At 57.1% G+C, this 18116-nt stretch carries 18 protein-coding genes; 5 read left to right on the forward strand and 13 right to left on the reverse strand.

Features of this window, described 5'->3' with window-relative positions; all coding sequences use genetic code 11:
• Positions 1-4 precede the first annotated feature (4 nt).
• The 4 genes from chbA to osmE all read right to left on the reverse strand — a co-directional run bounded on the left by chbA (position 5) and on the right by osmE (position 2781).
• Positions 5-352 carry a PTS N,N'-diacetylchitobiose transporter subunit IIA gene (gene chbA / locus ACOTZB_RS04025; protein ID WP_023311284.1) on the reverse strand — a complete coding sequence of 116 codons (348 nt, stop codon included), beginning with the start codon at positions 350-352 and terminating at the stop codon, positions 5-7.
• 47 nt (positions 353-399) lie between these two features.
• The gene (gene chbC / locus ACOTZB_RS04030) at positions 400-1758 is read right to left on the reverse strand and encodes a PTS N,N'-diacetylchitobiose transporter subunit IIC (protein WP_023311283.1); all 1359 of its coding nucleotides are present in this window, start codon (positions 1756-1758) and stop codon (positions 400-402) included.
• Positions 1759-1837: 79 nt separating this feature from the next.
• Complete coding sequence (chbB, locus tag ACOTZB_RS04035) at positions 1838-2155, reverse strand: PTS N,N'-diacetylchitobiose transporter subunit IIB (RefSeq protein WP_008500676.1); 318 nt, start codon at positions 2153-2155, stop codon at positions 1838-1840.
• 281 nt (positions 2156-2436) lie between these two features.
• Positions 2437-2781: an osmotically-inducible lipoprotein OsmE gene (osmE, locus tag ACOTZB_RS04040; RefSeq protein ID WP_010430142.1), complete on the reverse strand. Its 345-nt coding sequence runs from the start codon at positions 2779-2781 to the stop codon at positions 2437-2439.
• Between the two features lie 232 nt (positions 2782-3013).
• Here osmE and nadE point away from each other — a divergent pair, with 232 nt between their 5' ends.
• Entirely contained in the window at positions 3014-3841 is an 828-nt protein-coding gene (nadE, locus tag ACOTZB_RS04045) for an ammonia-dependent NAD(+) synthetase (protein WP_023311282.1), read from the forward strand.
• A 178-nt stretch (positions 3842-4019) separates the two neighbouring features.
• The gene (cho, locus tag ACOTZB_RS04050) at positions 4020-4898 is read left to right on the forward strand and encodes an excinuclease Cho (RefSeq protein WP_228011635.1); all 879 of its coding nucleotides are present in this window, start codon (positions 4020-4022) and stop codon (positions 4896-4898) included.
• On the opposite strand, the gene ves is transcribed toward cho, so the two are convergent.
• The 7 genes from ves to astC form a co-directional block, all read right to left on the reverse strand.
• The gene (gene ves, locus ACOTZB_RS04055; RefSeq protein ID WP_193804561.1) at positions 4876-5433 is read right to left on the reverse strand and encodes an environmental stress-induced protein Ves; all 558 of its coding nucleotides are present in this window, start codon (positions 5431-5433) and stop codon (positions 4876-4878) included. The two genes, cho and ves, sit on opposite strands and share 23 nt — an antisense overlap.
• A gap of 297 nt (positions 5434-5730) precedes the next feature.
• The gene (gene spy / locus ACOTZB_RS04060; protein ID WP_047651943.1) at positions 5731-6225 is read right to left on the reverse strand and encodes an ATP-independent periplasmic protein-refolding chaperone Spy; all 495 of its coding nucleotides are present in this window, start codon (positions 6223-6225) and stop codon (positions 5731-5733) included.
• A 338-nt stretch (positions 6226-6563) separates the two neighbouring features.
• Complete coding sequence (astE, locus tag ACOTZB_RS04065) at positions 6564-7529, reverse strand: succinylglutamate desuccinylase (protein ID WP_421626540.1); 966 nt, start codon at positions 7527-7529, stop codon at positions 6564-6566.
• A gap of 10 nt (positions 7530-7539) precedes the next feature.
• Positions 7540-8865: an N-succinylarginine dihydrolase gene (gene astB, locus ACOTZB_RS04070; RefSeq protein WP_047651940.1), complete on the reverse strand. Its 1326-nt coding sequence runs from the start codon at positions 8863-8865 to the stop codon at positions 7540-7542.
• On the reverse strand, positions 8852-10339 hold the full coding sequence (astD, locus tag ACOTZB_RS04075) for a succinylglutamate-semialdehyde dehydrogenase (protein WP_421626541.1): 1488 nt from the start codon (positions 10337-10339) through the stop codon (positions 8852-8854). Before astD ends, astB begins: the two co-directional genes overlap by 14 nt.
• Entirely contained in the window at positions 10336-11370 is a 1035-nt protein-coding gene (gene astA, locus ACOTZB_RS04080) for an arginine N-succinyltransferase (RefSeq protein WP_023311275.1), read from the reverse strand. The genes astD and astA overlap by 4 nt, the downstream gene beginning before the upstream one ends.
• Complete coding sequence (astC, locus tag ACOTZB_RS04085; protein WP_047742134.1) at positions 11367-12587, reverse strand: succinylornithine/acetylornithine transaminase; 1221 nt, start codon at positions 12585-12587, stop codon at positions 11367-11369. The genes astA and astC overlap by 4 nt, the downstream gene beginning before the upstream one ends.
• A 433-nt stretch (positions 12588-13020) precedes the next feature.
• Between astC and xthA the strand changes: the two genes are divergently transcribed.
• Complete coding sequence (gene xthA / locus ACOTZB_RS04090) at positions 13021-13827, forward strand: exodeoxyribonuclease III (RefSeq protein WP_047651936.1); 807 nt, start codon at positions 13021-13023, stop codon at positions 13825-13827.
• Positions 13828-13909: 82 nt separating this feature from the next.
• Positions 13910-14326, forward strand: coding sequence for a pyrimidine (deoxy)nucleoside triphosphate diphosphatase (locus tag ACOTZB_RS04095; RefSeq protein ID WP_047651935.1), 417 nt, complete (start codon positions 13910-13912; stop codon positions 14324-14326).
• Here the strand turns inward: ACOTZB_RS04095 and ACOTZB_RS04100 are convergent.
• Positions 14286-14564, reverse strand: a complete 279-nt coding sequence (locus ACOTZB_RS04100; RefSeq protein ID WP_047651934.1) for a DUF1496 domain-containing protein — start codon at positions 14562-14564, stop codon at positions 14286-14288. The genes ACOTZB_RS04095 and ACOTZB_RS04100 overlap by 41 nt on opposite strands.
• Before the next feature lie 228 nt (positions 14565-14792).
• On the opposite strand from ACOTZB_RS04100, the gene gdhA reads away from it, so the two are divergent.
• Positions 14793-16136, forward strand: a complete 1344-nt coding sequence (gdhA, locus tag ACOTZB_RS04105) for an NADP-specific glutamate dehydrogenase (RefSeq protein ID WP_421626542.1) — start codon at positions 14793-14795, stop codon at positions 16134-16136.
• 71 nt (positions 16137-16207) lie between these two features.
• On the opposite strand, the gene ACOTZB_RS04110 is transcribed toward gdhA, so the two are convergent.
• Positions 16208-18115 (reverse strand): DNA topoisomerase III, encoded by a 1908-nt coding sequence (locus tag ACOTZB_RS04110; protein WP_193804568.1) that lies wholly within the window; start codon positions 18113-18115, stop codon positions 16208-16210.
• Position 18116: the final 1 nt, after the last annotated feature.

Below are 18116 nucleotides of genomic sequence, written 5' to 3' on the forward strand. Positions count from 1 at the left end.
CGACTCAGTGCATTTTCTCGTGAAGCTCGATGAGCTCCGCCACCAGCTCACGCGCCAGCATCGAGGTCATCAGGTGATCCTGCGCGTGGACCAGCACCAGGCTGACCTTCATCTTCCCTTCGCCCTGATCGCCTTCAATCAGCTTTGTCTGCACCAGGTGCGCTTCGTTGAGCGCCGTGCGGGACTGGTCCATCATGGTTTTCGCCGCGGCGAAATCCCCCTGCTTGGCCTGCTTCAGTGCGGCATAGGCCAGGCTGCGGGCCTGTCCGGAGTTGATGATAAGCCCCATCACCACTTCTTCGAGATCGTTCTCGACGGCTTCGTCTGCGACAATACTATCCAAATCTAACATGTTTAAGCTCCTTGTGGCTGGCGCGGGCTTCCCCGCGCCGGTCAATCTTAGAATTTCAGTGAGAGGGCAATATCCTCTTCGCTCTCTTCTTCATCAATAATGGTGGCGGCTTTGTTGGCAATCGCCACGAACGGCATGTACAGCAGGGTGGCAATCCCGAGGTTGAATATCGCCAGCAGGAAGGCTGCGACGCTGCCGTTGGTGTTGAAGAAGGCGCCCAGACCCGCCGGCATGGTCCACGGTGCAATGTTGGTGACCGGTGGAATGATGCCCATGTAATACGCCGTCAGGGTGATCGCGGCCAGCAGCGGCTGAATCAGGATGAACGGAATGAACATTACCGGGTTCATGATGATTGGCAGACCGAACAAAATCGGTTCGTTAATCTGGAAGATGCCTGATGGCAGCGCCAGCTTCGCGACCTGACGGTAGTCAGCACGACGAGAGACAATAAAGACCGCGATGATCAGACCCAAGGTCGCCCCGGTACCGCCCAGGAAGATATAGGAGTCAAGCATCGGCTTCGCCCACACATGGAAGGTTTTACCCGCAGCCAGCGCCGCGTCAACGGAGCCGTACTGCTGGTAAAGCGCAACGTTTTCCAGTGCCCAGGGGGTCATAATTCCGCTGTCCAGCGCGGCCAGTGCCAGTGAACCATGCACGCCAAAGAACCACAGCAGAGAGGTGAAAATCACATACGCCCAACCGACCACGCCACCCATCGACGCCAGCGGCGTAGAGATAGAGTCCATGATTATCTGGTGGAAGTTTGTGCCCCAGTGGGAGAGCGCCCAGGCGATAATCCCCATGATGGAAAGAATAATGAAGCCTGGAATCAACGCGGAAAATGAACGAGAAACGGAAGCCGGTACGCTATCCGGCAGGCGGATAACCCAGTTGCGGCGGATAATAAAGGTGAACATTTCTGCCACCACCAGACCGATAACAATACCGGAGATGATGTTGGCCCCGCCCAGCCAGTTGGCGCCAACGGCATAGGCTTCACCCACGCTGTAAGGCGTCACGGTCATAAAAGCGGCGACGGATAATAACCCGGCAGCCAGCGGATCCACTTTTCGCTCTTCTGCCAGCGCCATCCCAATAAAGAAAGGCGCCATCAGCGACATAATCCCTAACGTACCGTTATAGACGTTGCCGCCAATGGCTTTAAAACCATTAAGGGTTTCAATAGTGGAAGCGTCTAACCTAATTCCTAATGAATAAAAGAAGGAACCTTCACCAAAGCTCAGAAAAACGTTGTTAATTAAAACGAACATGGCCCCGGCCAGCGTCAACGGCATTAATTTAATAAAGCCGTTTTTGATGGCATTAACGTGAGGCTGCTTTCCTATTTTAACAGCAAAAGGAAGGAGTACCTTTTCAAGTGAAGCGATGACTTTACTCATAGGAAAATACCCTTAAATGCCGTAACGCATGTTACGGCGTATTGTGTGTGAAATAACTCTTTGACGGGAAAAATAAAAATTAATTAGCCGCTTTTTTAATGGCTGCCACAGCAGCTTTAAGAACACCTAAACCATCAATCTTGCCGTACAGCCCCGAGTCGATCACTTCGACCGGTTTATTCGGTAACAGTCGTTGAATTTCGGGCAACATATAGGCAATTTGCGGCCCCAGTAAAACAACATCGGCTGTCTGGCCTTTTTCGCCCGCCAGCGTCTCTGGAAACGCTTCAATCACCACAGGGACTTCATACTTTTCAGCCTGCGCACGCATCTTTGACACCAGAAGCGACGTTGACATGCCCGCTGAGCAGAACAAGTAGATATGTTTCTTTTCCATCGTGATTTCCCTCTTGTATAACTACCTGCCATCGCGCTATCACTCGACTCGCTGTCCCGGCAGACAGGTAGCTTGCGTACTGTTGTTTATCGTTGGAGTGAGTATACGCAATGGTACAGACAGGGGATAATTCTGGATAGGCTCAAATTGTCTCTCATTGACCTGGCTTGTTGACTCCCTTCACATTTCGGGCAAATAATTCGCGCAAAGAAATAAGATTTTCTGATGCATAAAAAAACCGGCCCATGGGCCGGTTTGTTAACATCCTCAGGCAAGCAGGGTTACTGCGCCTTAGGTGCCTGTGGATCGGTGTCGTATTCAGCACAGGTCTGATAGCCGGAGTTGATCACATGACCGGTATCATCCAGGGCGACGAAGTAGGTTTCTGCCTTACCATCACGTTGACCCAGGATATAGGTCTGGCAGGTCCCTTTCGCATGAATCATGGTCACTTCAGAAGAAGGTTTACCGGCAATCGCAGCCACCTGCGAACGGGTCATCCCTTTTTTAACGTCTTTTACTACGGGCTGCGTAAACTGATCCTTAGTGCGATCGTAAGCCGTACACCCTGCCAGCATAGTCAGTACCGCCGCTGCGCTAAGAATTCCTGCTACGTTCTTGTTCATATTCCGTCCTCTTGTTTATCAGCGTGTTATCTAAGCATGGGATAAAAAGTACTATTGTTCAACTTTGTGAGTTACGCCAGACGAATTTCGGAAAATTCTAATAAAACAACGATAACCTGCTAAATCGGCGCAAATTAGCGCACTCGAAACTGTGATCCTTGTCGTTTCTCGCCCAAAGGGTTAGTTTTAACAGCTAACACATTCTGTTTATGTACTGCATATGGAGGGCGTGATGGCTCTGCAACAAGAGATTATTCAGGCACTGGGCGCGAAGCCTACGGTAGATGCACATGAAGAGATCCGCCGCAGCGTGGATTTTTTAAAATCGTACTTAAAAAAGAACGCTTTCCTGAAATCCCTGGTGCTGGGCATCAGCGGCGGGCAGGACTCTACCCTGACCGGTAAACTCTGCCAGATGGCGATTTCAGAGCTTCGCGAAGAGACGGGCGATGAGAAACTGCAGTTTATCGCCGTGCGCCTTCCTTATGGCGTACAGGCGGACGAGCAGGATTGCCAGGATGCCATTGCCTTCATTCAGCCAGACCGCGTGCTGACCGTGAATATTAAGGGTTCGGTGCTGGCAAGCGAGCAGGCGCTTCGCGAAGCGGGCATTGAGCTGAGCGATTTTGTCCGCGGCAACGAGAAAGCCCGCGAGCGCATGAAAGCGCAGTACAGCATCGCCGGGATGACCAAAGGCGTTGTCGTCGGCACCGACCATGCGGCAGAAGCGATCACCGGTTTCTTCACCAAATATGGCGACGGCGGCACCGACATTAACCCGATCTTCCGTCTCAACAAGCGTCAGGGTAAGCAGCTGCTGGCCGCGCTGGGGTGTCCTGAGCATCTGTATAAGAAAGCGCCGACAGCGGACCTTGAAGACGATCGCCCTTCCCTGCCGGATGAAGCGGCCCTTGGCGTCACCTATGACAATATTGATGATTATCTGGAAGGCAAAAAGCTGGATGAAGGTACCGCGAAAATAATCGAAGGCTGGTATCTGAAAACCGAGCACAAGCGCCACACGCCTATTACGGTGTTTGATGACTTCTGGAAAAAATAAAGCAAAGCGGTAACCAGGTTACCGCTTTTAATGTTTGCGCCCTCTCCCGTGGGAGAGGGTTGGGGTGAGGGCATCAGGCCGCACGTCCTGGCCGGGTAAGGCGTAGCCGCCACCCGGCTCTTTTTTAACCACCACACTCCTGCTACACTGTATACCTGAACAGTATATGGAGCAGTATGTGAGCAGGCGTCAATCCGCCCCGCGTCTTGAGTTTGAAGCGGCGGCTATCTACGAATATCCCGAGCATCTTCGCCCCTGGCTTGAGGCACTGCCTAAACAGCCGGGCGTGTACATTTTTCACGGTGAAAGCGACACCCTGCCGCTCTATATCGGCAAAAGCGTTAACATTCGCAGCCGGGTGTTATCCCATCTCCGTACGCCGGACGAGGCCGCCATGCTGCGCCAGTCGCGACGCATTACCTGGTTCCAGACGGCGGGAGAAATGGGTGCGCTGCTGCTGGAGGCGCGGTTGATAAAAGAACAACAGCCGCTGTTCAATAAGCGCCTGCGCCGCAACCGCCAGCTCTGCTCCCTGCAGATTAACGAGGGCAGGCCGCAGGTCGTCTACGCGCGCGACGTCGATTTTTCTCATGCCCCGAATCTCTATGGGCTGTTCGCCAATAAACGCGCCGCGCTCCAGGCGCTGCAGACGCTGGCGGACGATTTACAGCTTTGCTACAGCCTTTTAGGTCTTGAGGCAACCACCCGCGGACGCGCCTGTTTTCGATCCGCGCTGAAGCGCTGCGCCGGAGCGTGCTGCGGGAAAGAGAGCGTTGAGGCGCATCACGCCCGGCTTCTCACCGGTCTGGCGGCCATCAGCGTGAACTGCTGGCCCTGGGAAAGCGCCGTTGCGCTAAAAGAAGTGGGCGAGACAATGACCCAGTATCACATCGTCAACAACTGGCTCTGGCTGGGCGCAGTCGACGACCTCAACGACGCGGCAACCCTGCTGCGCACGCCCGCCGGATTTGACCACGATGGCTACAAAATTCTCTGTAAACCGGTCCTGGCAGGAAAGTTTGAGATTATTGTGCTCAATGACCTGGCAGCCACGTGATTTCGCTGAACAATAAGCTACCCTGAGCCTCCAGCAGGCGCAGCGTATGGGTACCCTCCTCCCAGCTGGCGCCCTGATCGGCCGTCAGCAATTTATCACCCAGCTGCCACGCCCCGCTTAGCACGAACACCACGCCCCCGCGTGAGCCAAAGGTGGTAAAGGTTCGGTCAGCAACGCGCACCTTCGCCTTGCAGCAGTCGCGCCGGGTCATGATGTTAAAGTCCATCGCCATCCGCCCATCGGACAGCAGCGCTTTCACCGGCAGATCGCCGGCAAAACTGTAGGGCTGATGGTGCTTGAGGGTATGGAAGAACGCCTGACCCGCATCCAGCGTCACCTCTCCCCCTTCCAGCAAGGTAATCACCCTGTCAACACCGGGAAACGAGGAGAATTCGCCGTTGCTGGCAATCGTCGCGATACTGGCACGCCAGTGAAAATCGCGCGTCGCGGGAGGGAAGCAGCAAATCTCACGCGTTTCGCCAGCACCATTGCGCCAGAGGCTGACCGGCATCTTACGGATATCAAAGAACTCCATCACCACTCCTGAATGGCACAACCCGTGCCAGGGCAAGGATATCGCTATCGTTGCTGTCTTGTTTGTTATCGTTGGGTATTCACAGAAACAGTATCGGCAGCAGAGCGGACAGGCCTTAGCGGAACGTTAATAAAAATTCTAACGCCATGACTCTGCAAACATTCTCTGAAGCGACTACAGGAGGATACCGCGCTGGCGGCGGCAGGCAAGAGGGCAGGAAAGAAAAACCGCCGGTCCTGTCCACAGCGGTTGCGCTTTTGTGGACAGGATCCCGGCGGTCTTAAGAGAGTGAACCGATTATTCGGTTGGTGCTGGCATTTTACCTTCCATCGCCGGACGTTCTGTCAGACGCTTCTCAAAATTCGCATTAAATTGTTTTTTCTGTTCCGGGGTCAGAATGTTGTAGATCTTGTTCTGGGTTTCCATGTGAGCCAGCATGCGGGCTTTGTGCTGCTCGGCCATTTTGTCGATCTGCGCTTCGGCTTTCGCCTTATCGAAGCTGTCGCTGGCGATAATGTCATGCATCGCACGACGCTCTTCCAGCGGAGGACGTTTCATCTGGTCGCGTTCGCCTTTCCGGATATCGCGGATCTGCTGCTTCTGCGCATCCGTCAGGTTGAGATCCTTAAACATCATCATCTCGTTGTGCATACCCGGACCTTTATGATGCATCATCATTTTGCCTTCAGCAGGCGCGGCAGGTGCAGTGGTCGCAGTATCTGCGGCGAACGCCATGCTGGTAGCGCCCAGAGCCAGGGTAGAAGCAACAAACAGTGCAGTAAACTTACGCATAATTTATTTCCTTTCTTTCAGTTATTCTTCGGCGCTATGCCGTGTTGACGAGATTAACTTTACGGGGTTTATCGTCAATTAGTCAGAGCAACGGTAAAACAATGAAAGTGTAAAAAACAAATTTTCGCCAAATGTGGAGGAAATAAGGATAAAGCTTGGAGAGTTGCAACAAGAAATATTCAATGCGATGATTTTAAATAGATTAAGCAGGAGTGTAGCGAAGTGAAGATCAATAATAAAGCAATTCACCAGGAATATTCTGCAAAACAAGCGCAAGCGCTTTAATCGTTAAGAAAAGTTTTTTACCTCCCCCTCCCGGACGATGAGAGGGGAAAGGTTCAGGATATTTTTTCCAGCATCAATCCGGCACGCAGGCCAAACGCCACGCTCGGGTTAGGGAATAAAACATATTCGGTGGTGTTCTGTACCTCGTAACGCTCCTCGCCATCCTCGGCCAGCAGCGCCCCTTTGCGAAACGGCGTGAAGTTCAGAGTATGCGCGGCCATATGGAGCAGGAAGGCATCGCTGCGGCGCGTGATCTGCTGTACGACCCGATACCGCTCGACGGGCTGATGCGCATGTTCAGGAGCCGTTCCTCCCAGCAGCGCCCGAAGGGCGAGATGCGTTGGCGCAAAGCGAGTGAGATCGTTCTGGCCAAACGGCAGCGCTTTTCCCAGCTCCAGCGTGCAGGACAGCGCAGCGAAACGTTCACAGGTGAAATGGGTAAAGGTTCCGCCCGGCGACTGATGAAAGACCAGCGCCTCCAGACCGGCGTCACCCAGCCAGCTCAGGAACGCTTCATCCCACGGCTGATTGCGCTGCGGCAGAACGCCGAAGCGCACGTGGTAAGACGCGCGGATTGCCGTATGCAGATCCAGATGCCAGCGCGCCGGCCCCGCGGCGGCAAAAAACGCGGTCACGACGTTCTCCAGCCACTCGGCCCGCGCCGTTTCATCGCTCTGGGGAAACTGCGACCAGCGGCCGCCGAACATGCGGTTAATGTCGCTCACCAGATACCGTTTGTTTTGCGCCAGCGCAGGAGGATTGCCGAGCACCACCAGTACGCGGCACTTCAGGGCGATCTCATTGCGGTACAGCGCACGCAGCAGCAGATCGACAATCTCAACGGGTGCGGTTTCATTCCCGTGGAGACCCGTTGAAAGCAGCAGCGAGAGATCGCTTTTTACGGTCGGCGTCAGCTCAAGCACCCCGCGCCCCAGCCACCGCCAGCGAAATGAGGGGCCATCCCCCTCTTTCTGTTCAGGCGTCTCATCGGCCAGGGTCAGCGCCAGTAAATTTTCCATATCCACTCCTTTAGCGCTGGAACGGGTAAACCGATCCCAGCTGCAGGATTGTCGATAACGCGTCCAGCGCCTCGCGCCCTTCACGCAGAAGCTGCGGGTCAACCAGATCCGCCTGCGTCAGACGATCCCGATAGTAGCGATCGACCCAGTCATTCAGCCGCGTAAAGAGCGTATCGTTCATCATTACCGCGGGGTTCACCGCCTGCATTTCGTCCTGAGTCAAGACCACGCGCAGACGTAAACAGGCGGGACCACCGCCGTTGGCCATGCTTTCGCGCAGGTCAAACACGCGCAGTTCGTCAATCGGGTTATCGGCCTTGACCAGCTCCGTCAGGTAGCGCCACACGCCTTTGTGATCCCGGGACTCCTGAGGCAGGACCAGCATCATGCTGCCATCGTCACGGCTCAGCAGCTGGCTATTGAACAGATAGGTTTCTACCGCGTCCTGCACGCTCACCGCCTCCGTTGGCACCTGGATAGGCGTGAAGCCGCGCACGCGCTCATGCAGCGTGGCGAGCAGCTTCTCCTGATGGGCAAACGCCTGCTCGTGACAGAACAGCACCTGACGGTTAGAAACGGCAATCACGTCGTTATGGAACACGCCCTGGTCAATCACATGCGGGTTTTGCTGGGCAAAAACCACCTGGGAAGGATTGACCTGGTTCAGGCGGGCAACCGCCTGGCTGGCCGCCAGCGTCTGACGCGCAGGATAACGGGTTGGCGCGGCGTGGCCCCCCTCTTCTCGCCCGTAGATAAACAGCTGCAGGCCCGGGTCGCCATAATCGCCCCCCAGGCGGTTATGGTTGGCCGCGCCTTCGTCGCCAAACATCGCCACCTGCGGCAGAGCCTGATGCACCTCAAAATGGGCGTCATGGTTGAAAATGGCGCGCAGCACGCGCTCGGTGGTTTCCGCTTCGGTGGCGCGGTGGAATTTATTGTTCAGGTTCGCCACCGTCAGATGAACTTTGCCATCCAGCGTGTCGGCTGACGGCGCGACGGTCGCCGCGTTTGCCACCCACATAGAGGAGGCAGAGCTTGCCGCGGAGAGCAGGTGCGGCGTCTGCGTACCCGCTTTTTCTACCACCTGCTCATCGGTACCGCTAAAGCCGAGCTGACGAAGGACAGCCACGTTCGGGCGTTCCTGCGGCGGGATCACCGCCTGCGGGAAACCGGCATCCGCCAGCGCCTTCATCTTCAGCAGCCCCTGCTTCGCCGCCAGCTTCGGGTTGGAGACCTGAAAACGGTGCTTCGTCGAGGCTTCATTACCAAAAGAGAGACCGGCATAGTGGTGCGTCAGACCCACCAGCCCGTCAAAGTTAACCTCACGCGCTTTCATGACGATCCCCTCCGGTAAAATCCAGCCCCGGATTAAGCGTCTCCGGCAGCGTCAGCGCCGGGGTTTCCAGGCTCGCCATCGGCCACGCGCAGTAATCGGCGGCATACCACGCGCTGGCGCGATGGTTGCCCGACGCGCCCACGCCGCCGAACGGCGCGGTGCTCGCGGCCCCGGTAAGCGGTTTATTCCAGTTCACAATCCCGGCGCGCGCTTCCAGCAGCAGTTGTTCAAACTTCTCGCGATGCGGCGAAATCAGCCCGCTCGACAGGCCGTAGCGGGTGTTGTTCGCCATCGCAATGGCCGCATCGAAATCGTCGTAACGCCAGACGCACAGCAGCGGGCCAAAGACCTCTTCATCCGGCACGTTGCTTGCGCCGCTCATCTCTACAATGCCCGGCGTCAGCAGCGAGCTACCCGGCTGAACCTGCTTCGGCTCCAGCAGGGTTTTCGCGCCGCGCGCGACGTGGTCCTGCCAGGCCTTAAGCACGTTCAGCGCGGCCTGTTCGGAAATCAACCCGCCGATAAACGGCTGCGGGTCGGCATCCCACGCGGCAGGCACCAGACGCGCGCTCACTTCAACCAGACGTTTCAGGAAGGCATCCCCCTGTGCGCCCCGCTTCACCAGCAGGCGGCGGGAGCAGGTACAGCGCTGTCCGGCGGTAATAAAGGCGGACTGAATCGTCAGGTGCACCGCGGCGTCGATATCATCAGGGTCTTCCACAATCAGCGGGTTGTTGCCGCCCATCTCCAGCGCCAGGATTTTCTCCGGCTGCCCTGCCAGCTGGCGGTGCAGCTGATAGCCCGTACCGGCGCTGCCGGTAAACAGCAGACCGTCGATATCGCTCAGCGCGCTCAGCGCCTGACCGGTTTCCCGCCCGCCCTGCACCAGGTTCAGCACGCCCGGCGGCAGGCCGGCCTGTTCCCACAGCTTAACCACCGCCTCGCCGGTGAATGGCGTGAGCTCGCTCGGTTTGAAAATAACGGTATTGCCCGCCAGCAGCGCAGGCACAATGTGGCCATTCGGCAGGTGTCCCGGGAAGTTATACGGGCCAAATACCGCCAGCACGCCGTGCGGACGGTGGCGCAGCGTGGCCGCGCCGTCCGGCATCTCGGTATGCTGTTCGCCGGTGCGGGTGTGGTACGCCTTGACCGAAATGGCGATTTTGTTGATCATCGCCGTCACTTCGGTTGTCGCTTCCCAGCGCGGTTTACTGGTTTCAGACGCGATGATGCGCGTCAGTTCGGCCTTGTTTGCCTCCAGTAGGCCGGCGAACTTTTCAACAATTTCCTGGCGCACGGCAAAAGGCTGTTTTGCCCACGCCGGAAACGCGCGGCGCGCGGCACGGCAGGCTTGTTCCACCTGCGCGGCGCTGGCGTCATGCCCCTTCCAGAGCACCTCTTTTCCAACCGGATTGGTCTTTACGCGCTCTTCGCCTTCGCCCGTGACCCAGTCACCGTTAATCCATAATGTCATGCTGTTTTCTCCTCAGGGCAGAGACGCACCAGGCGAACCGTATCGCCGGCGTTACATTTCAGGGCATCCAGTTCTGCAGCCGTCAGCACCAGACGTTCACATTTCGGGTTGGTACGCACCAGCATGGCGCGGAAATTGGCGTAATTTTCGTTCGATACCAGACAGGCGGGCCAGTCACCCGGCGCGGGCTGACCTTCAGAGACCTCAACCAGACGGCTTTTACGGATCGCACGCACGCGATCGATATCGCACTCAAGCGTTGGGCCGCCGTCAAAGATGTCGACATAGTTCCGGTAGCGGAACCCCTCTTTCTCCAGCACCGCGCGGGCAGGCGCGGTCTGCGGATGGACTTCGCCAATCACCGCCTGCGCTTCCGGGCTGAGGAAATGGGTATAGATAGGATGCTTCGGCATCAGTTCGGCGATAAAGGCTTTCTGGCCGGTGCCGCAGAGATAGTCCGCCCGGCTGAACTCCATCGAGAAGAAGCGCTCGCCCAGGCTCTCCCAGAACGGCGAGTAGCCGGTGTCGTCGATCACGCCGCGCATCTCCGCGACCACTTTTTCGTTAAAGCGATCGCGGAAGGCGGCCATAAACATAAAGCGCGATTTGGAGAGCAGATAGCCGTTGCCCTCTTTGCGCCACGCCGGGTCGAGGAACAGCGTGCATAGCTCGCTGGCGCCCGTGTGGTCATTGCAGAGAAACAGCGTGGGCAGCGCGTTATAAACGTTCAGCTCTTTCGAGGCGTGAACCATGGTGCCGACGCGATAGTTGTACCACGGGTCGTTAAGCCCGACGGCCACTTCAATGGCGCAGATCCCGGCCACGGTCCCCGTGTCGGTGTCTTCCAGCACGAACACATACCCCTGTTCGCTTTTTGGCAACGTCCCCTGCCAGGTTTGCAGGGCGCGCTCAATGCGCGCCGACAGCGTTTTTTCATCGGCAGGAAGCGAGGTCAGCCCGCCTCCCGTCTTACCGGCAAGCTGCATGAGCCCGGCGAGATCGCCTCGCTCAACGGGACGGATGACCATCATGATGACACCCCGGATTTCACTTTTTCACACGCCAGCGCAAAACGGTCCAGACCGGTTTGCACCTCTTCCTCGCTGACGATCAGCGCGGGCGCAAAACGCACCACGTTGGCACCGGCAATCAGCACCATCACGCCCACTTTTGCCGCTTCCTGTGAAATAAGTTTAGCTTTTCCGGCAAACTCGGCGGTGAGCTCGCAGCCGATTAACAGCCCCAGACCGCGAATTTCTTTAAACAGCCCCGTTTTGCTGTTGATGGCGTTCAGACGTTCAACAAACCAGTCATGACGCTGCTTAACGCCTTTCAGCACCTCAGGCGTGTTAATGATGTCGAGAACCTGCCCGGCGACGGCGGTGGCCAGCGGGTTGCCGCCGTAGGTGGTGCCGTGGGTGCCGACGGTCATTACGCTGGCGAATTTATCGGTGGTCAGCGTCGCGCCAATCGGGAAGCCGCCGCCCAGCGCTTTGGCGGTCGAAAGCACGTCCGGCGTCACGCCGTAGTGCATATAGGCATACAGTTCGCCGGTGCGGCCCACGCCGGTCTGCACTTCGTCGAAAATCAGGACCGCGTTGTGGCGATCGCACAGCTCGCGCAGCCCCTGCAGGAAGGCTTTTTGCGCCGGAAGCACACCGCCCTCACCCTGCATCGGCTCGACGATCACCGCGCAGGTGGTGTCGTTAATCAGCTCGCTGGCGGACTGCAGATCGTTATAGATACCGTGGCGAATATCCGGCGGCAGCGGGGCAAAATCCTGCGAGTAGGAAGGCTGGCCGCCCGCGCTGACGGTAAACAGCGTGCGCCCGTGGAAGGCGTTTTTAAACGCCACGATGCCGCTCTTGTGGGTACCAAATTTATCGTGCGCATATTTGCGCGCCAGCTTCAGCGCCGCTTCGTTGGCTTCCGCCCCCGAGTTACAGAAAAAGACCTTTTCGGCAAACGTCGCGTCGATCAGTTTTTTGGCCAGGCGCAGCGCGGGCTCGTTGGTAAAGCCGTTGCCGGTATGCCAGAACTTCGCCGCCTGGTCATTCAGCGCCTGACGCAGCGCAGGATGCGCATGACCCAGCGCGTTGACCGCAATCCCACCTGCAAAGTCGATATACTCTTTACCCTGCTGATCCCACAGGCGCGAGCCTTCCCCACGAACCGGAATAAAAGCCGCCGGAGCGTAAACCGGCATCATCCATTCATCGAAATTTTCACGCGTAATTGACAGAGACATAGCGACCTCATCCGGTAAATAAAAAGTTATTTGAATGTTAAATAATTGAGTGTTTGCACTGTGAATGTAGATTGCAGCCTTCGTGCCAGCCAGCGATAAAATTGCATAAACGGGTTGAGGTAACACAATATCAATAAGTTACAATATGGAGTTATTCACTGTTAGTGCATAAAAAGTGAATATTTTTACGACAAGCGGCGCTTTGCCGCATGAAAATCAGAAAGAGTATGCACAGGCCAAATATAATTCTGGAATTGTGATCGCTCGCGAAATTTATCGGTCATTTACGCCCTGTTTGAGGGCGATGCGCGTCAGAATGGTGCAAATATTGCACCACCGGCATTATCTGTCGCAGTTATTGGCCGAACCCGGTAACATTTGACGCAAATTCTGCTACCATCCATGCACTATTCACCTTGCACTGGCAGCGACTATGAAATTTGTCTCTTTTAATATCAACGGCCTGCGCGCCCGCCCTCATCAGCTTGAAGCTATCGTTGAACAACATCAGCCAGATGTGATCGGTCTGCAGGAGACCAAGGTTCACGACGACATGTTCCCCCTCGAAGAGGTGGCTAAGCTCGGCTACAACGTCTTCTATCATGGGCAGAAAGGCCATTACGGCGTTGCGCTGTTGACCAAAGAGACGCCAGTTTCAGTCCGCCGCGGGTTTCCCGGCGATGACGAAGAAGCACAGCGCCGCATCATTATGGCGGAACTGCCTTCCCCGCTTGGGAACATCACCGTGATTAATGGTTACTTTCCCCAGGGCGAGAGCCGCGACCATCCGACCAAATTCCCGGCTAAAGCCAAGTTTTATCAGGATCTGCAGGACTATCTGACCACCGAACTGAACAAAGACAATCCGGTGCTGATCATGGGTGATGTGAATATCAGCCCGACCGATCTGGATATTGGCATCGGTGAAGACAGCCGCAAACGCTGGCTGCGTACCGGCAAATGCTCCTTCCTGCCGGAAGAGCGCGAGTGGATGCAGCGCCTGCTGGACTGGGGGCTGGTGGATACCTTCCGTACCGCCAACCCGGAAACGCAGGACCGCTTCTCGTGGTTTGACTACCGCTCAAAAGGCTTTGACGACAACCGCGGCCTGCGCATCGACCTGCTGCTGGCCAGCTCGCCGCTGGCCGAGCGCTGCATCGAAACCGGGATCGACTACGAGATCCGCAGCATGGAAAAACCGTCTGACCACGCGCCGGTGTGGGCTAAATTCAAGCTGTAATGACGCGTAAGCCTTTTAAAAATCCTTTTCCTGTGCGCCCTTCCGGGCGCATTTATTTTTTCGCTATCAATTATTGACGACCATGCTGAAAACACTCGATGTCGTTGCCGCCATCATCGAAAAAGACGGCAACATTTTACTGGCGCAGCGCCCTGCCCATGCCGATCAGCCGGGAATGTGGGAGTTTGCAGGCGGTAAAGTCGAGGCCGGAGAAACACAGCCAGAAGCGCTTATCCGCGAGCTGCGTGAAGAGCTGGGTATTGAAGCGCAGCCTGCACAATACGTGGCAAGCCACCAGCGCGAAGTCTCGCAGCGGTTGATTAACCTGCATGCCTGGCACGTTCCTGCTTTTCGCGGCGAGCTCACGGCGCACTACCACAGCGCGCTCGCGTGGTGTACGCCGGAAGAGGCGTTTGGCTACGCCTTAGCCCCCGCGGATATACCTCTGCTGGAAGCGTTTATTGTTTTACGCGACGCCAGACCAGCGGGTTCGTACTGATGGCGCGCTCGTCGCGCTGGCACTGCAGCAGAATGCCGTCCGCTTTCACAACGGCCCCTTCCGAGTAGTTCTGATTCTGATAGATACAGCACTGATTACAGGGCTGCACCGTTTGATTCTGGCCGCTGGAGCTAAACACTTCCGGGGGAACATTCACTTCCACGTCCGGACGAATGCGGTCCGCCTGAGCGCCAGCGGTAAACATTAAACATAACGCGGTCATCACATAACGGTTCATCGACTTGCCTTCCTGTTGTGTCCTGATATTGACTATAACGGTAAACCAGAGCCGAACCTTTAATTTATCTGTTCATCGCTTTTCGTTATGACGCCCGCCCTCTCATTAATTTCCCTTTCGTTATAAATTTCTGCTTGCCTCACAAAGCGGTACGGGTGGTATAGTCAAAAAAACAACACAAATCGCATAAGTAATAAACATAAAATACGATAAGAGGTTCTTATATCTATGGATCAGACACGCTCTCTGGAAAGTTTCCTTGCCCATGTTCAGCAGCGCGACCCGCACCAAAGCGAGTTCGCGCAGGCCGTGCGTGAAGTTATGACCACCCTGTGGCCCTTCCTTGAACAAAACCCGCGTTATCGCCAGATGTCTCTGCTTGAACGCCTGATCGAGCCAGAGCGCGTGATCCAGTTCCGCGTGACGTGGGTTGACGATCGCAACCAGGTACAGGTTAACCGCGCGTGGCGCGTTCAGTTTAACTCGGCCATTGGCCCGTTTAAGGGCGGCATGCGTTTTCATCCGTCCGTGAACCTGTCGATTCTGAAATTCCTCGGCTTCGAGCAGACCTTTAAAAACGCCCTCACCACGCTACCGATGGGCGGCGGGAAAGGCGGCAGCGATTTCGACCCGAAAGGCAAAAGCGAAGGCGAAGTGATGCGCTTCTGCCAGGCGCTGATGACCGAACTCTACCGTCACCTCGGCCCGGATACCGACGTTCCTGCCGGTGATATCGGCGTGGGCGGACGTGAAGTGGGCTTTATGGCCGGAATGATGAAAAAGCTCTCCAACAACAGCGCCTGCGTCTTTACCGGCAAGGGACTGTCGTTTGGCGGGAGCCTGATCCGCCCGGAAGCGACAGGATACGGCCTGGTTTACTTCACCGAGGCGATGCTCAAGCGTCACGGTTTAGGCTTTGAAGGCATGCGCGTCGCGGTGTCCGGCTCCGGTAACGTGGCGCAGTACGCTATTGAGAAAGCGATGCAGCTTGGCGCTCGCGTGGTGACCGCCTCTGATTCCAGCGGCACGGTGGTGGATGAAGCGGGCTTCACGGCAGAGAAGCTGGCGCGCCTGTGTGAAATCAAAGCCAGCCGCGATGGCCGCGTGTCGGATTATGCCCGGGAGTTTGGCCTGACCTACCTGGAAGGGAAACAGCCGTGGGGCGTTCCGGTGGATATCGCCCTGCCGTGCGCCACGCAGAACGAGCTGGATGCGGACGCCGCGCGTACCCTGATTAGCAACGGCGTAAAAGGGGTGGCCGAAGGGGCAAATATGCCGACCACCATCGATGCGACGGACCTGTTCCTGGAAGCGGGCGTGCTGTTTGCGCCGGGCAAGGCCGCTAACGCGGGCGGCGTGGCGACCTCCGGCCTCGAAATGGCGCAAAACGCCGCGCGTCTCGGCTGGAAGGCGGAGAAAGTGGATGCGCGCCTGCACCACATCATGCTGGATATTCACCATGCCTGCGTGGAGTACGGCGGCGAGGCGTCGCAAACCAACTACGTGCGCGGCGCGAATATCGCCGGGTTCGTGAAGGTGGCGGATGCGATGATTGGGCAGGGCGTGATTTAAGGTTTATCGCGTGCGGCCGGGTGGCCTCACCCCGGCCCTCTCCCACAGGGAGAGGGAGAAAACCGGGCGTATCAGGCCGCGCTCTTTTTCTTTTTGAACGGTTTCTTCGCGCCGCCACCGGGGGCAACCATCCCTCTGAACGTTTTCACCGGCGTGCTGCGGGCCTGATCGATCAGCTGATAAAGCGTCCCGACCAGCGGCTGCATAAAGTCCTGATAGCGGCACTGCTTCTCGCTGATCTGCGTCAGCACCGACTCCCAGTGCGCGGTCATGTCCGGCCTGGCGGCCAGCTCCGGCAGAGAATGAATCAGCGCGCGTCCCGGTTCCGTCGAATGGATATAGCGCCCTTTTTTCTCCAGGAAGCCGCGCTTAAAGAGCAGCTCGATGATCCCTGCTCGCGTCGCTTCCGTCCCCAGACCGTCGGTGGCGCGCAGGATCTTCTTAAGATCTTTATCCTGCACGAACCGGGCGATCCCGGTCATCGCCGACAGCAGCGTCGCATCGGTGAAATGGCGCGGCGGCTGGGTCTGGCGTTCAACCACTTCGCCCTTCTCGCACAGCAGTTCGTCATCTTTAGCGACCACTGGCAGCGGCGTGCCGTCGTTCTCTTCGTCGCGCTCTTTATTCCCCAGCAGCGCGCGCCAGCCTGCTTCTGCGAGGAAACGCGCTTTGGCGATAAACTTGCCTTTGGCAATCTCAAGCTCAATCACGCACTTGCGGAATACGGCGTCCGGGCAGAACTGCATCAGATACTGACGGGCGATCAGGTTATAGACCTTCGCTTCGTTATCCGTCAGGTTGACGCTGCTGGCGCGGGCCGTCGGAATAATCGCGTGGTGGGCATCGACCTTTTTGTCGTCCCAGCAGCGGTTATGGGTGTCCGGATTCACCGCCGGCTGCGGGAGCAGATCCGGCGCGTGGACGCCGATGGCGTTCATCACCGAATGGCGTCCGGCAAAGTGCTCTTCCGGCAAATAGCGACTGTCCGAGCGCGGATAGGTGATGAGCTTATGGGTTTCGTAGAGCTTCTGGCAGATATCCAGCACGTTCTGCGCGCTCAAGCCAAACTTTTTGGCCGCCTCAATCTGAAGTGCAGAAAGCGAAAACGGCAGCGGCGCGGGTTCTGATTCCCGTTTATCGTTATAGCTGGTGACGATAGCCGGCTGGCCGGTAATGCGGTTAACCACATGATCCGCCAGCGGACGGTGCAGCAAGCGCCCCTCTTCATCCTGGTACGATTCGCAGGCATCGCTCGGCTGCCAGACGGCGGTAAAACGTTCGTCTTTAGGCGTGACGATATGCGCTTTCACCTCAAAGAAATCTTTAGCGACGAAGTTTTCAATCTCTTCATCGCGACGCACGACCAGCCCCAGCACCGGCGTCTGCACGCGCCCCACGGAAAGCACGCCCTGATAGCCCGCGTTGCGCCCGAGGATGGTGTAGGCGCGGGTCATATTGATGCCGTACAGCCAGTCGGCGCGGGCGCGGGCTAATGCCGAGACGCACAGCGGGATAAACTCGCTGTTGGCGCGCAGGCGCGAAATCGCCCGCTCGACCGCCTGCGGGTTGAGGTCGTTGATCAGGCAGCGCTGCACCTGCTGGCGCTTTTCCGGCGCCAGCTCCAGATAGTCCAGCACCTCATCGACCAGCAGCTGCCCTTCCCTGTCCGGGTCACCCGCATGCACGATTTCAGCGGCCTCATGCAGGAAACGCTTGATCACGTTGAGCTGTTTGGTGACGGAGGGACGGGGCTGCAGGCGCCATTTTTCCGGCACGATGGGCAGATCGTTCAAATTCCAGCGGGCGTAGCGGCTGTCATAGACGTCCGGCTGCGCCTGCTCAAGCAGGTGACCAATACACCAGGTGACCACCTGCCCGTTACCGCATTCGATAAAGCCGTCGCCCTTGCGATGCGGCTTAGGCAACACGTCGGCGATGGCACGGGCCAGGCTCGGCTTTTCGGCAATAAACAACCGCATC

The sequence above is a fragment of the Enterobacter cloacae complex sp. SHL020 genome (genome assembly GCF_049236945.1).
In the GTDB taxonomy this organism is placed as follows: Bacteria; Pseudomonadota; Gammaproteobacteria; order Enterobacterales; family Enterobacteriaceae; genus Enterobacter; species Enterobacter dykesii.

Bases quoted from the DNA above. Each gene is read 5' to 3' on its own strand.
- chbA (WP_023311284.1), bottom strand. From the start codon at position 352: ATGTTAGATTTGGATAGTATTGTCGCAGACGAAGCCGTCGAGAACGAT.
- chbC (WP_023311283.1), bottom strand. From the start codon at position 1,758: ATGAGTAAAGTCATCGCTTCACTTGAAAAGGTACTCCTTCCTTTTGCT.
- chbB (WP_008500676.1), bottom strand. From the start codon at position 2,155: ATGGAAAAGAAACATATCTACTTGTTCTGCTCAGCGGGCATGTCAACG.
- osmE (WP_010430142.1), bottom strand. From the start codon at position 2,781: ATGAACAAGAACGTAGCAGGAATTCTTAGCGCAGCGGCGGTACTGACT.
- nadE (WP_023311282.1), top strand. From the start codon at position 3,014: ATGGCTCTGCAACAAGAGATTATTCAGGCACTGGGCGCGAAGCCTACG.
- ves (WP_193804561.1), bottom strand. From the start codon at position 5,433: ATGGAGTTCTTTGATATCCGTAAGATGCCGGTCAGCCTCTGGCGCAAT.
- spy (WP_047651943.1), bottom strand. From the start codon at position 6,225: ATGCGTAAGTTTACTGCACTGTTTGTTGCTTCTACCCTGGCTCTGGGC.
- astE (WP_421626540.1), bottom strand. From the start codon at position 7,529: ATGGAAAATTTACTGGCGCTGACCCTGGCCGATGAGACGCCTGAACAG.
- astB (WP_047651940.1), bottom strand. From the start codon at position 8,865: ATGAAAGCGCGTGAGGTTAACTTTGACGGGCTGGTGGGTCTGACGCAC.
- astD (WP_421626541.1), bottom strand. From the start codon at position 10,339: ATGACATTATGGATTAACGGTGACTGGGTCACGGGCGAAGGCGAAGAG.
- astA (WP_023311275.1), bottom strand. From the start codon at position 11,370: ATGATGGTCATCCGTCCCGTTGAGCGAGGCGATCTCGCCGGGCTCATG.
- astC (WP_047742134.1), bottom strand. From the start codon at position 12,587: ATGTCTCTGTCAATTACGCGTGAAAATTTCGATGAATGGATGATGCCG.
- xthA (WP_047651936.1), top strand. From the start codon at position 13,021: ATGAAATTTGTCTCTTTTAATATCAACGGCCTGCGCGCCCGCCCTCAT.
- ACOTZB_RS04095 (WP_047651935.1), top strand. From the start codon at position 13,910: ATGCTGAAAACACTCGATGTCGTTGCCGCCATCATCGAAAAAGACGGC.
- ACOTZB_RS04100 (WP_047651934.1), bottom strand. From the start codon at position 14,564: ATGAACCGTTATGTGATGACCGCGTTATGTTTAATGTTTACCGCTGGC.
- gdhA (WP_421626542.1), top strand. From the start codon at position 14,793: ATGGATCAGACACGCTCTCTGGAAAGTTTCCTTGCCCATGTTCAGCAG.
- ACOTZB_RS04110 (WP_193804568.1), bottom strand. From the start codon at position 18,115: ATGCGGTTGTTTATTGCCGAAAAGCCGAGCCTGGCCCGTGCCATCGCC.